General features: G+C 71.3%; 14 protein-coding genes. 2 read left to right on the top strand and 12 right to left on the bottom strand.

Translation table 11 applies throughout. The features are described from left to right. Positions 1–94 precede the first annotated feature (94 nt). The 3 genes from AB0K05_RS21575 to AB0K05_RS21565 all read right to left on the bottom strand — a co-directional run bounded on the left by AB0K05_RS21575 (position 95) and on the right by AB0K05_RS21565 (position 1726). Complete coding sequence (locus AB0K05_RS21575) at positions 95–289, bottom strand: hypothetical protein (RefSeq protein WP_055505123.1); 195 nt, start codon at positions 287–289, stop codon at positions 95–97. Positions 290–481: 192 nt separating this feature from the next. Then, entirely contained in the window at positions 482–757 is a 276-nt protein-coding gene (locus AB0K05_RS21570; RefSeq protein ID WP_148029525.1) for an acylphosphatase, read from the bottom strand. A 66-nt stretch (positions 758–823) separates the two neighbouring features. Next, positions 824–1726 (bottom strand): LysR family transcriptional regulator, encoded by a 903-nt coding sequence (locus tag AB0K05_RS21565; RefSeq protein ID WP_271275427.1) that lies wholly within the window; start codon positions 1724–1726, stop codon positions 824–826. A 91-nt stretch (positions 1727–1817) separates the two neighbouring features. Between AB0K05_RS21565 and AB0K05_RS21560 the strand changes: the two genes are divergently transcribed. After that, a complete protein-coding gene (locus AB0K05_RS21560; protein ID WP_364231067.1) occupies positions 1818–3008 on the top strand; it encodes an MFS transporter in 1191 nt (396 codons plus the stop codon). On the opposite strand, the gene mutM is transcribed toward AB0K05_RS21560, so the two are convergent. The 8 genes from mutM to AB0K05_RS21520 form a co-directional block, all read right to left on the bottom strand. Further along, positions 2956–3801, bottom strand: a complete 846-nt coding sequence (mutM, locus tag AB0K05_RS21555; protein WP_271275429.1) for a bifunctional DNA-formamidopyrimidine glycosylase/DNA-(apurinic or apyrimidinic site) lyase — start codon at positions 3799–3801, stop codon at positions 2956–2958. The two genes, AB0K05_RS21560 and mutM, sit on opposite strands and share 53 nt — an antisense overlap. A gap of 1 nt (position 3802) precedes the next feature. Beyond that, entirely contained in the window at positions 3803–4516 is a 714-nt protein-coding gene (gene rnc, locus AB0K05_RS21550) for a ribonuclease III (RefSeq protein WP_261808838.1), read from the bottom strand. Between the two features lie 219 nt (positions 4517–4735). After that, positions 4736–4915: a 50S ribosomal protein L32 gene (gene rpmF, locus AB0K05_RS21545; RefSeq protein ID WP_082535183.1), complete on the bottom strand. Its 180-nt coding sequence runs from the start codon at positions 4913–4915 to the stop codon at positions 4736–4738. A 1-nt stretch (position 4916) separates the two neighbouring features. Beyond that, positions 4917–5468 carry a YceD family protein gene (locus AB0K05_RS21540; RefSeq protein WP_271275430.1) on the bottom strand — a complete coding sequence of 184 codons (552 nt, stop codon included), beginning with the start codon at positions 5466–5468 and terminating at the stop codon, positions 4917–4919. Between the two features lie 68 nt (positions 5469–5536). After that, positions 5537–6013 carry a pantetheine-phosphate adenylyltransferase gene (coaD, locus tag AB0K05_RS21535; RefSeq protein ID WP_148029520.1) on the bottom strand — a complete coding sequence of 159 codons (477 nt, stop codon included), beginning with the start codon at positions 6011–6013 and terminating at the stop codon, positions 5537–5539. A gap of 28 nt (positions 6014–6041) precedes the next feature. Next, entirely contained in the window at positions 6042–6605 is a 564-nt protein-coding gene (gene rsmD / locus AB0K05_RS21530) for a 16S rRNA (guanine(966)-N(2))-methyltransferase RsmD (RefSeq protein WP_271275431.1), read from the bottom strand. A 297-nt stretch (positions 6606–6902) separates the two neighbouring features. Continuing rightward, positions 6903–9089 carry an ATP-dependent DNA helicase RecG gene (gene recG, locus AB0K05_RS21525; protein WP_271275432.1) on the bottom strand — a complete coding sequence of 729 codons (2187 nt, stop codon included), beginning with the start codon at positions 9087–9089 and terminating at the stop codon, positions 6903–6905. A gap of 34 nt (positions 9090–9123) precedes the next feature. Next, positions 9124–10671, bottom strand: a complete 1548-nt coding sequence (locus AB0K05_RS21520) for a DAK2 domain-containing protein (protein ID WP_345482851.1) — start codon at positions 10669–10671, stop codon at positions 9124–9126. 199 nt (positions 10672–10870) lie between these two features. Here AB0K05_RS21520 and rpmB point away from each other — a divergent pair, with 199 nt between their 5' ends. After that, positions 10871–11056 (top strand): 50S ribosomal protein L28, encoded by a 186-nt coding sequence (gene rpmB, locus AB0K05_RS21515; RefSeq protein ID WP_043618345.1) that lies wholly within the window; start codon positions 10871–10873, stop codon positions 11054–11056. 110 nt (positions 11057–11166) lie between these two features. Here the strand turns inward: rpmB and thiD are convergent, their stop codons facing one another. Beyond that, positions 11167–11982, bottom strand: coding sequence for a bifunctional hydroxymethylpyrimidine kinase/phosphomethylpyrimidine kinase (thiD, locus tag AB0K05_RS21510; protein WP_187280967.1), 816 nt, complete (start codon positions 11980–11982; stop codon positions 11167–11169). Positions 11983–12009: the final 27 nt, after the last annotated feature.

The following is a 12009-nucleotide window of genomic DNA, read 5'->3' as shown; positions in this document are numbered from 1 at the left end:
CGAAACTGTCTCGAATCAGAACTTGTGTCGAATTAGACCAAATAACGAGGGACGCCTCTCCGAGACGTCCCTGGATCTTGCGCTCCGATCACTCTCAGGTGAGTGCCGGCTCGCGCTCCTGCATGCGACTGAGCGCCTCATCGCGGGTTTGCGCCGCAAGAGCGTCATTCTGGGCCTGAAGTCGGATGAGTTCTGCCTCCAGGTCACGGATGCGCTGCTGCAGGCGGCGCATCTCCGAGACCATACGAGGGTCAGGACCGCCGACGTGGCCGAGTAGAGCCTTCGCCATGGTAAAGGGTCCTCCACGCTGAGTGACCAGACTGGTTCGCGCACTTCTTTATTCCGCGGGAGGGGTGCGCGTGGTACCTAACAAGAGTCGCACCGGCAGTGTGGGCGGTCAAGTCGAAGCGACTGTTGGAACCCACCCGCAGGCACTCCCGACATATAACTATACCCTATTTGCGCGGTTTAACGAAACCGCCTACCTCTCCACAAAACCGCCCAAACTACCTCGGGGTTCGCTCCAACGTTCCACTACTCCATCGACTCTTCCCGGCGTGTCGCAACCTCGGAGCAGCTCCAGGAGCTTGACGCAGGCGTCGCGCGGCCCTTCGGCCACGACCTCCACCCGGCCGTCGTCGGTGTTCCTGGCCCATCCTGCCAGGCCGAGCTCCAGCGCCCTGGCTCTGGTCCACCAGCGGAACCCGACTCCCTGCACCCGCCCCCGCACCCAGGCCGTCAGCCGCACGTCGTCCATATCACCCGCTGTGTCTCCACCAGTGTCCTCAGCCGCGTCTCCTGCGGCTCCTCCCGCGCCGGGCCGTCAAGCCACCATCGGCCCGGCCACCGCCGCTTGCCCGGCCGCCGCGGCGCCGAACGCCCGGATCACCGCTGTTTCCGCCTCCTTGACCCAGGCCAGCCCGAGTATCGACGGAGGCAGCCCGGTGACGGGCACGAAGCTCACGTCGGGGCGCCGGTGGTGAGCGGCCGTCGGCGCGCAGAACAGCATGCCACCCCGGCCGAGCGCCACCTGGGTCAGCCCCTCCTGACCCGTGGACACCGTACCCGCCCTGGGGATCACCCGCCCGCGCGGAGTCAGGGAGGGCGTGATCCGCTCCAGCCAGGCGCGGGGCGCGGGGCCGTCGAGCCCGATCAGGCGGATGCCGGCCAGCTCCTCCGCGTCGATCCCGGCCCGCCCGGCCCACGGATGACGGACGGAGACGCCGAGCTCGTAGGAGACCCGGTTCAGGCCCTCACCCGTGGCCAGGTCAGGCTCGTCCACCGGCAGCAGCGTGAACGCGAGATCGATCCGCCCCTCCCGTAGCCTCCCGAACGGGTCGGAGAGCGGGATCTCCACCAACTCGACCTCGCACCCGGGATGGCGGCTCTCGAAAGCCCGCACGCTGCCCGTGACGACGTCTGTGGGACTGGCCAGGAACCCCACCCTGAGCACGCCGGTGACCTCCCGGGCGGCCGCCTTCGCCCGGCCCACCGCGCTCGCCAGACCGTCGTAGGCGGGCCGCAGATCGGACAGGAAACGCTCGCCGAGAGGCGTGAGGCGCACCCGCCTGCTGGTCCGGTGGAACAGCCTGGCGCCGATCCGGCTCTCAAGCGAGCGCATGAGCTGGCTCACCCGGCCCGGCGACAGGTAGAGACGCTCCGCCGTACGGGCGAAATGCAGCTCCTCGCTGAGCACGACGAAGCACTCCAGCTCTTTGAACTCCATCCCATCCTCCGCTGATCGCTTAATCTGACTCAACCAAGCCTTCGGCCTTCGTCATTGTTCCCGGGGCGGGCCGGCGGCGAGTCTGAGCGGCATGACGACGACCGTTGAGCCCGCCTCCGAATCCGCCGCCGACCGGGCGCGGTGGCTCGCCGTGACCTCCTTGGCGGCGGGCACCTTCATCCTCGTGACCAGCGAGATGCTGCCCGTCGGCCTGTTGACGTCGATCGGGTCGAGCCTGGGCGTGTCCGACGGCACCGCCGGCCTGATGATGACCGCGCCCGGCCTGGTCGCCGCCGTCGCGGCGCCCGTGCTGGCGATCACCACCCGGCGGCTGGACCGGCGCGTCACGCTGCTGGGGCTGATGGCCCTGCTGGGGGTCGCCAACCTGGCGGGCGCGCTGGCCCAGGACTATCCGTTCATGCTGGCCGCCCGGGTGCTGACGGGAGTGAGCATCGGCGGGTTCTGGGCCTTCGCGGCCGCTCTCGGGCCGCGGCTGGTGCCGGACCGGTTCGTCGGCCGGGCCACATCGATCATCCTGGCGGGCGTGTCCGTGGCGTCCGTGCTGGGCGTGCCGGCGGCGGCGTTCCTCTCCTCGTTCGCGGACTGGAGAGCGGCGTTCGCCGCCCTGGGGGTGGCCGCGCTTGCCCTGGTCGCCCTGCTGGCCGCGACGCTCCCGCCGCTGCCCGGCGAACCGCCCACCAAGCCCGGCCCGTCCGGGCCCGCGGCGGGTGGCCCAGGGAAGCTCTCACGGCCGCTCAAGGTGGTTCTCGTCCTGACCGTGCTGATCGTCTCCGGCCACTTCGCCGCCTACACCTACGTACGGCCGTTCCTGGAGCAGGTCGCGGGCGCGGGCCCCGCCTTCGTCGGCGCGGCGCTCCTCCTGTACGGCGCCGCGGGCGTGGCGGGAAACTTCGCAGCGGGCGCGCAAGCGGCGGGAAGGCCCAGGGCCGTGCTCGTCACGCTGGCCGCGCTCATGGCCGTCGCCACCGCGGCGCTGCCGCTGATCGACCTGCCCCTGGCCGCGCTGGTGGTGTGGGGCGTGGGTTACGGCGGCGTGGGCGTGACCCTGCAGCTGTGGATCATGCGGTCGGGCGGCGGCGAGCTCGGCACCGCGCTCTTCGTCTGCGCCTTCAACGTCTCCATCGCGCTCGGCGCGTTCGCCGGCGGCCGGGTGGCGGACGGGGTCTCCGTCGCCGCAGTGATGTGGCTGGGAGCGGCGCTCGCCGCCGTCAGCGTGGCCGTCGCTGGCATCGGGGGCAGAAGTAGGAGGAGCGGTTCATGAACGGCTCGCGCCTGATCGGGGTGCCGCAGCGCGAGCAGGGCTGGTCCTGCCTCCCGTAGACCTCCAGCGAGCGCTCGAAGTAGCCGCTCTCGCCGTTGACGTTGACGTAGAGGCTGTCGAAGGACGTGCCGCCCTGCAGCAGCGCGGCGCCCATGACCTGGCGGACCGCCGCCAGCAGCTCAGTGATCTTGGGGCGCGTCAGTGTGTTGGTGGGCCGTGCCCAGTGGAGGCGGGCCAGCCAGAGCGCCTCGTCGGCGTAGATGTTGCCGACGCCGCTGATCAGCGACTGGTCGAGCAGCGCCCTCTTGATCTCGGTCCGCTTCCCGCGCAGGCCGGCGGCGAAGCGGGCGTCGTCGAACGACTCCTCAAATGGATCGGGCGCGATGTGCGTGATCGGCTCAGGCACGCCGGCGACCAGCGGGCTGACCATGATGTGGCCGAACGTCCGCTGGTCGACGAAGCGCAGGTCGGGGCCGCCGTCACGGAAGCGGATCCGCACCCGCAGATGCTTCTCCGGCGGCGCGTCCCGCTCCACCACGAGCAACTGGCCGCTCATCCCGAGATGGGCCATCAACGCGTCCTCGTCGCCCGACAGCGGCAGCCAGAGATACTTGCCGCGCCGCTCGGCCGAGACCAGCGTGCGGCCCCGCAGCCGCGCGGCCAGCTCCAGGGCCCCGGGCAGGTGGCGCCTGATCGCGCGGGGATGGAGCACCTCGGTCGAGTCGATCTCCCGCCCGATCACCCACTGTCGCAGGCCGCGGCGGACGACCTCGACCTCGGGCAGCTCCGGCAACCTAGCCCGCCGGCTGGCTCTCGCGCTGCTCGCGGCCGGCCCTGATGCGGGTCCAGGCGGCCTCGGCGGCCTGCTGCTCGGCCTCCTTCTTGCTGCGGCCGGTGCCGGAACCGTAGGACTCGCCGCCCACCCGCACCTCGGCGGTGAACGACTTGGCGTGGTCGGGGCCGCTCTCCTCGACGTGGTATTCGGGCACGCCGAGCGCCTCCGAGGCGGTCAGCTCCTGCAGCGAGGTCTTCCAGTCGAGCCCCGCGCCGAGCGAGGCCGAGCGCACGATCAGCGGGTCGAAGAGGTGGTGGACGACCCGGAACGCCTCGTCGAGCCCCTTGTCGACGTAGACGGCGCCGATGAGCGCCTCCAGGGTGTCGGCCAGTATGGAGGACTTGTCGCGCCCGCCGGTGCCCTCCTCGCCCCGGCCCAGCCGCAGGAACCGGCCGACGCCGAGCCCTCTGGCCACGTCGGCCAGGGCACGCATGTTGACCACCGCGGCCCGCAGCTTGGCCAGCTGGCCCTCGGGCAGGTCGGGGTGGTTGTGGTAGAGGGTGTCGGTGACCACGAGGCCGAGCACGGAGTCGCCCAGGAATTCCAGGCGCTCGTTGGTCGGCAGGCCGCCGTTCTCGTACGCGTAGGAGCGGTGCGTGAGCGCCCGCTCCAGGATGTCGGGGCCGAGAGCCACCGACAGGACTCGCTCGAGCTCGTCTTTGGCGACCTCCACGGCCACCGGCTTAGGACCTGCGCCCACGTGCTTTCCTCCTCGGACATCTCCACATGGCGCGACGGCCGCGGATGATGCCCGAAAACGTGGTGGGCGTCGGGGGATCGGATCCCCGGCGTCCACCACGGCCGCGGGCGAGACCGCCACCGCACACGTCTGAGACGGTAACGCCGACCGGGGCACAATGGCACCCGGCCGGAATCACGTCAACTCGGTGGATCAGGCAGACGGCTCGACGACCTGACGACGGTTGTAGGTGCCGCAGGTGGGGCACGCGATGTGCGGCTGCTTCGGAGACCGGCACTGCGGGCAGCTCACCAGGGCGACAGCAGTCGTCTTCCACTGGGAGCGACGGGCGCGGGTGTTGCTCCGCGACATCTTTCGCTTCGGGACGGCCACGTCACTTCTCCTGATCGTTATCGTTCTCGGTCATCAGACCCTGCAACGACGCCCAGCGGGCGTCGACCTTCTCGTGACGGTGATCGTCACCGGCCTCGGCCAGCTTGATCCCGCACTCAGTGCACAGCCCCTGGCAGTCGTCCTGACAGACGGGGCTCAGCGGAAGCGAGAGCACCACCGCGTCGCGGAACGTCGGCTCCAGGTCGAACAACTCGCCGTCGAGCAGCGAGTCGTCCTCGGAGGCGTCCTCGTCGGAGTAGAAGAACAGCTCCTGCAGCTCGACCTCGATGTCGGAGGACACCGGGTCCAGGCACCGCGCGCACTCCCCGGACAACGGGGCGTGCGCCGTGCCCGAGACGAGCACGCCTTCCATCACTGCTTCGAGCCGGAGAGCCAGCTCGACCTCGGCGTCCTTGGGGACGCCGATCATGTCGACGCCGAGATCCGCCGGCGTAGGGAGGACCAGGGAGAGCTCGCGCATCGTGCCCGGCCGCTTTCCCAGGTCATGGGTGGAGATCACCCAAGGGGAGCGGGGGTCGAGGTGCTGAGTCATCCTGCTCTCGCTAGGCATGGCGAAATCGCTGTCGTACAGGGCCGAAAAGAAAGGATACCAGGTCGCCGTCAGCCCTTGAGCCGCTCGACGAGCAGCTTGTGGACCAGGTCGGGGACCAGGCCCGACACGTCTCCACCGTACCGGGCGATCTCCTTCACCCGGCTCGACGACAGGAACGAGTATTCGGGATTGGTCGGCATGAACAGCGTCTCCACGCCCGACAACCGGTAGTTGAGCTGCGCCATCTGGAGCTCGTAGTCGAAGTCGCTGACCACCCGGATGCCCTTGACGATGGCCGGGATGTCGTTCTGCTTGCAGAAGTCGACCAGCAGGCCGTGGAACTTGAGCACCTTGACGTTGGAGTACTCCTTGGTCACCGTCTGCAGGATCTCGATCCGCTCGTCGACGGTGAACAGGCTGCTCTTCTCGATATTGATGAGCACGGCGACGACGACCTCGTCGTACAACCGGGCGGCTCTGGCGATGATGTCGAGGTGGCCGTTGGTGATGGGGTCGAACGACCCCGGGCAGACTACGCGGCGCAAGACGCCTCCTCTGGTCTACGGACGGTCATCATTCCCCGGCGGCGCGACCGTACCAAACGGACGCTTCGCCGTAACGACGGACCCTCTCCTCAATGAAACCATCCGGCCACACCAGGGCTTTTCCTCTGCTTTCCCGCTCAAAAGCCACCAAAGCGCTAGGCAGCAACCACCCGTTGTCCCGCAGCGACTCCAGCACCCGGGTCGCCTCCTCGCCGCCCACCGCGTACGGAGGATCGGCGAACACGATGTCGTACGGCTCCGCGCACGGCTTGGCCAGCACCCGCTCCACCCGGTCGGCCACGACCCCGGCGCCGTCGAGCCGGAGCGCCACCATGTTGGCCCGGATCGTGCGCACCGCCTTCGGGTCGGACTCCACCATCAGCGCATGCGCCGCGCCCCGCGACAGCGCCTCCAGCCCGACCGCCCCCGAACCCGCGTACAGGTCCAGCACCCGGGAGCCCGCGAGCCCGTACAGCGAGTCGAGCGTCAAGAAGATGCCTTCGCGCGCCCTGTCACTGGTCGGCCTCGTGCCGCGGCCCGGCGGCACCTCCAGCCGCCGTCCACCTGCGGCGCCCGCGATGATACGAGTCATGTGGGCCATTGTTCCCCATGTTCACGCAGGTCAAGAGTGGACAAGTGTCGGCCTCGACTGCGCAAGGGTGATTCACACCGGTGCGCTCAGTGAGCAAGATGAGTTCTGCGGCCTTCGAGGTGACCCAGAGGAGGCCGACCGGCGTGATCGTGAGCCCTTCCGCACGTCGGTACCCTCGGCACCTGACCCGAGGGATGGGCCCAGCCGGGGACGGCATTCGGGGGGAGGCCGTCCCCGCGGCTGGGTCCTTTTCTTACTTCGTCCTTCTCCGGCGCGCGGCGCCTCGACGCCGCCCGGTCAGGTTTTCTCCAGGTATTCGGCCTTCTCGTCTTCCAGGAGCCTGTCGATCTCGGCCCTCAGCGCGGGGTGGGAGGCCAGCTCCGGGTCCTCGGCGAGGAGGGCGGCGGACTCCTCGCGGGCCGCGGCGATGACGTCCTCGTCCCTCAGGAGCTGGAGCAGCTTCAGGGACGAGCGCTTGCCCGACTGGGCGGCGCCCAGGACGTCGCCTTCACGGCGCTGCTCCAGGTCGACCCGGGAGAGCTCGAACCCGTCGAGTGTCGAGGCGACCGCGTCGAGGCGGGCGCGGGCGGGGGTGCCGTCGGCGAAGTCGGTGACCAGCAGGCAGAGGCCCGGCAGGCCGCCCCGGCCGACGCGGCCGCGGAGCTGGTGGAGCTGGGAGACGCCGAACCGGTCGGCGTCCATGATGATCATGACGGAGGAGTTGGGCACGTCCACGCCGACCTCGATGACCGTGGTCGCGACCAGGATGTCGAGCTCGCCGCGGGTGAAGGCGCGCATGACCGCGTCCTTCTCCTCCGGCGGGAGCTTGCCGTGCAGGACGCCCAGCCGCAGGTCGTGGAACGGCCCCTGGCCGAGCAGCTCGGCCACGTCGAGCACCGCGAGCGGCGGGCGGCGCTCGTCGTCGGCCGCCGGGGTCTCCTGGGCCGCCAGGTCGCCCTCGTCGCCTTCGAGGTCGCCGATGCGCGGGCAGACGATGTAGGCCTGCCTGCCGAGCGCGACCTCCTCGCGGACCCGCTCCCATGTGCGCTCCAGGTAGTGGGGCTTCTGCGCGGCGGGCACCACGTGGGTGGTGATCGGCGCGCGGCCCGAGGGGAGCTGCGAGAGCGTGGACACCTCCAGGTCGCCGAAGACCGTCATGGCGACCGTGCGAGGGATCGGGGTGGCGGTCATCACCAGCACGTGCGGGCGCGCCTCGCCCGCCTTCTCGCGCAGCGCGTCGCGCTGCTCGACGCCGAAGCGGTGTTGCTCGTCGACCACCACGAGGCCCAGGTCGGCGAACTGGACGTGCTCCTGCAGCAGGGCGTGGGTGCCGACGATCACGCCTGCCGTGCCGGAGGCCGCGTCGAGCAGGGCCGCACGGCGGGCCTGGGCGCCCATGGAGCCGGTCAGCAGGGTGACGGCGGTGCCGCCGAACACGCCGCCCTGCGCCAGGTCGCCCAGCATCGAGGTGATCGAGCGGTGGTGCTGCTGGGCGAGCACCTCGGTGGGGGCGAGCAGCACCGCCTGGCCGCCCGCGTCGACCACCTGCAGCATGGCCCGCAGCGCCACCACGGTCTTGCCCGCGCCGACCTCGCCCTGCAGCAGCCGGTGCATCGGGTGCGCGGCGGCCAGGTCGTCGGCGATCTCCTCGCCGACCTGGGCCTGGCCCTCCGTGAGCGCGAACGGCAGCCGCCCGTCGAAGGCGGCCAGCATGCCGTCGTCGCGGCGCGGCCGCGGCCTGGCCGGCCAGGCGACGGCCGCCTGCCGGCGCTGCAGCAGCACGGACTGCAGCACGAACGCCTCGTCGAACTTCAGCCGATTGCGCGCCCGCTGCACGTCGGCGAGGTCCTTCGGCCGGTGGATCGCCTCCAGCGCGTCGGCCAGGCCGGTGAGGCGGTGGCGGGCGCGCAGCTCGCCGGGCAGCGGATCGTCCAGCGGGCCCAGCGTGTCGAGGACCACGCCGACGGCCCGCCTGATCGCCCAGGGCGTGATGTCCTTGCCCGCCGGATAGATCGGCACGGGTGCGGCGGCGAACTCCTCGGCGCTCGCCTCACCCTCCTCGAACAGCTCGAACTCCGGGTGGGCGAGCTGCCAGCGCGGTTTCGCGCGGGCGCCGAACAGGCCGACCTTGCCGGCGAACATGCCGCGCCGCCCCGCCTTGAGCCGCGACTCCGCGGCGTGGGAGCCCTTGCCGAAGAACGACAGGTAGATCTTGTTGCCGGTGCCGTCGACGACCTCGACCTCCAGCCACGTGCCGCCGCGGTTGCGCATCGGCTTGCGCATCAGCCGGGTCACCTCACCGACCACGGTGACGTGCTCGTCGACCGACAGCGCGTCGAGCGAGGTCAGCTCGCCGCGCTCGGCGTAGCGGCGAGGATAGTGGCGCAGCAGGTCGCCCACGGTCTCCAGGCCGAGCACGCCGCCCAGCAGCTTGGCGGTCTTCGGGTCGAGCGCCTTCGTCAGAGGCTCGTCGAAACGGCTCACGGCACCTAGTTCTACCGCGTACGGCCGACAGGAATCACTCGACACCGATGAGAAGCGGGTAACCGCCCTGCTCACCGCCGTAGACGACGAGGTCCGCGTCGGGCCTGGCGCGCCGCAGGTGAGCGGCCACGCCGTCGGCGAGCCCGGCCGGCGCGCCGGCCCCGGTCACCAGCGTCACCAGCTCGCCGCCGCCCGCCAGCATCCGGTCGACCACCAGCGCGGCGACCTCCTCCAGCGTCCGCCCGATCACCGCCACGTCGCCGTCGATCAGCCCCAGGACGTCGCCGGGGTGGCACAGGCCCGCGCTGGTGACCCCCTCGCGGTCGGCGACAGCGAGATGGCCGTAGCGGGTGTGGCCGGCCGCGCCCGTCATGGCCACCACGTCGTCGTCGTAGCGCCGCAGCGGGTCGTGCACGGCCAGCGCCGCCAGCCCCTGCACGGTCGCCCTGGTGGGCAGCACGGTCACCACCACGCCGTCCTCGCGGGCGATCTCCGCCGCCGCCACGGCCACCGCGCCGGCGTCCTCGTCGTTGGGCAGCACCACGACCTCGCGGCCCGCCTGCCGGATCGCGGCGAGCATCGCGGGCAGCGCGGGCCGGCCGCCCGGCTCGCGGCGCACCACGACCGCGCCGCACTCCTCGAACAGCTTCGCGATGCCCTCGCCCGCCGCCACGGCCACCACTCCCCTGCCGTCGCCCACGCCCCTGGCGACGCGCTCGGCGAGGTAGGTGACCCTGATGCGGTGCGGCCTGCCCACCCGCAGCGCCGCCTCGATGGCGGGCCCGGCCTCCCCGACGTGGACGTGCACGTTCCACAGGCCGTCGCCGCCGACCACGACCAGCGAGTCGCCCATCGCGTCGAGCTCCTCGCGCAGCTTGCCGACCGCGCCGTCGTCGGCGTCGAGGAGGTACATCACCTCGTAGCCGGCGCCCACCTCGGTCATCGGCGTGACCCTCGCCGTCGGCGCGGGCACGTCGTAGCGCTCGCGGTGGCTGCCGGTGATCGCCGCGGCCAGCGACTCCAGCACGATGGCCAGCCCCGCGCCGCCCGCGTCGACCACGCCGCTGCGGGCCAGCACGTCGAGCTGGTCGGGCGTACGGCGCAGCGCGGCGCGGGCCTCCTCGGCGGCCCGCCGCGCCACCTCCGCCGGCCCGCTCTCCACCTCCTGCACGGCCGCGGCCGCCGCGGTCAGGACGCTCAGCACGGTGCCCTCGACGGGCCTGGCCACGCACCCGCGCGCCAGGTCGGCGGCCCTGGACAGCGCCGCGCGCAGGTCGGCGCCGTCCTTCAGGACCTCGGCCAGCCCGCGCAGCGCCTGGCTGACGATCACCCCGGAGTTGCCGCGCGCGCCCACGAGCGCCCCGTACGAGAGCGTCTGCCACACCACGCCGGCGTCCACGTCGTCGGGCAGCGACTCCACCGCCTCGGCGGCCGAGAGCATCGTGAGGTGCAGGTTGGTGCCGGTGTCGCCGTCGGCCACCGGGAACACGTTCAGCGCGTCGATGTCGGCCCTGGCCCTGCCCAGCGCGTCGGCCGCCAGCCGCGCCCACCGCCGCACCGAGGGCGGATCGAGAACGTCCATGGGCACGCCCCGACCTCCCGGTGCTACAGTTTCGACACAGAGGAGAATATCGTCGCGTCACGCCCGGTCCCAGTGATCGGTTCGCACGCACTGGTGGCGATCCGATATTCTTGCCTGGCTAGCCGGTTGTCCCGGCATGCCCTCCGCCCTCACAGCATCAGCGGACAGGGCTACATCGACTGTTTTAAGGAGCGATACCGTGGCTTCCGTCTGCGATGTCTGCCGCAAGGGACCGACTTTCGGCAACAACGTGTCCCACTCCCACCGCCGCACCCGCCGCCGCTGGAACCCCAACATCCAGACGGTCCGCGCCGTCGTCGGCGGGACGCCGAAGAAGCTCAACGTGTGCACCTCCTGCATCAAAGCCGGCAAGGTCACCCGCTGAGCCACACCTGACGAAGAAGCCCGCACTCCGCGAGGGGTAGCGGGCTTCTCGCTTTCACCGCGCCCGCCTCTCCACGAGTGGCGGGCTTTCGCGCGTACGGGCCCGGCGGGTCAGCGCCAGCGCCAGGCGTGGTCCACGGGGCCGATGCCGGCGCCGAGCGGGAAGCCGTGGGCGATCGCGCCCGTGACGTACTCCTTGGCCTTGCCGACCGCGCCCGGCACGTCCTCGCCCAGAGCCAGGTACGAGGCGATCGCCGAGGCCAGCGTGCAGCCGGTGCCGTGCGTGTGACGGTTGTCGTGACGCTCGGCGGTGAACCGGTGCTCGGTGACGCCGTCCGTCAGCAGGTCCACCGGGGCGCCCGGCAGGTGGCCGCCCTTGATCAGCGCCCACCTGGGCCCGAGTGCGAGCACGGCGTCGGCGGCGCGGCGCAGGTCGTCCTCGTCCTCGACCTTGACGGAGGTGAGCTGCTCCACCTCCCACAGGTTCGGGGTTACGACGGTCGCCACCGGCATCAGCCGCGCCCGTACCGTCTGCACGGCCTCAGGCGCCAGCAGCGCGTCGCCGTGCTTCGACACCCCCACGGGGTCCACCACGACCGGGGCCGCGTACGCGCCGAGCGCCTCGGCCACGGTCTCCACCAGGGCCGGCGAGGCGAGCATGCCCGTCTTGACCGCCTGGGCGCCGATGTCGCCCAGCACCGAGTCGAGCTGTGCCCGCACCGCCTCGGGCGGCAGCTCCCAGTAACCCTGGACGCCGATCGAGTTCTGCGCGGTCACGGCCGCGATCACGCTCATGCCGTGCACGCCGAGGGCCAGCATGGTCTTCAGGTCGGCCTGGATGCCCGCGCCGCCGCCGGAGTCGGATCCGGCGACGGTGAGGACGCGTGCGGGACTCATGGGGGAAGCTGAATCCGTCATGTCCCCCATCCAACCACTTGACCAGCGACGCAGCGG

This window comes from Nonomuraea sp. NPDC049486, assembly GCF_040676925.1.
Lineage (GTDB): Bacteria > Actinomycetota > Actinomycetes > Streptosporangiales > Streptosporangiaceae > Nonomuraea > Nonomuraea ferruginea.
The sequence above is the reverse complement of the archived record's forward strand: the minus strand, read 5'-3'. Positions and strand labels throughout refer to the sequence as shown.

Coding starts and splice junctions, on each gene's coding strand:
- AB0K05_RS21565 (WP_271275427.1), bottom strand. CDS start 1,726: ATGGAGTTCAAAGAGCTGGAGTGCTTCGTCGTGCTCAGCGAGGAGCTG.
- AB0K05_RS21560 (WP_364231067.1), top strand. CDS start 1,818: ATGACGACGACCGTTGAGCCCGCCTCCGAATCCGCCGCCGACCGGGCG.
- AB0K05_RS21575 (WP_055505123.1), bottom strand. CDS start 289: ATGGCGAAGGCTCTACTCGGCCACGTCGGCGGTCCTGACCCTCGTATG.
- AB0K05_RS21520 (WP_345482851.1), bottom strand. CDS start 10,671: ATGGACGTTCTCGATCCGCCCTCGGTGCGGCGGTGGGCGCGGCTGGCG.
- thiD (WP_187280967.1), bottom strand. CDS start 11,982: ATGGGGGACATGACGGATTCAGCTTCCCCCATGAGTCCCGCACGCGTC.
- AB0K05_RS21570 (WP_148029525.1), bottom strand. CDS start 757: ATGGACGACGTGCGGCTGACGGCCTGGGTGCGGGGGCGGGTGCAGGGA.
- AB0K05_RS21540 (WP_271275430.1), bottom strand. CDS start 5,468: ATGACTCAGCACCTCGACCCCCGCTCCCCTTGGGTGATCTCCACCCAT.
- rsmD (WP_271275431.1), bottom strand. CDS start 6,605: ATGACTCGTATCATCGCGGGCGCCGCAGGTGGACGGCGGCTGGAGGTG.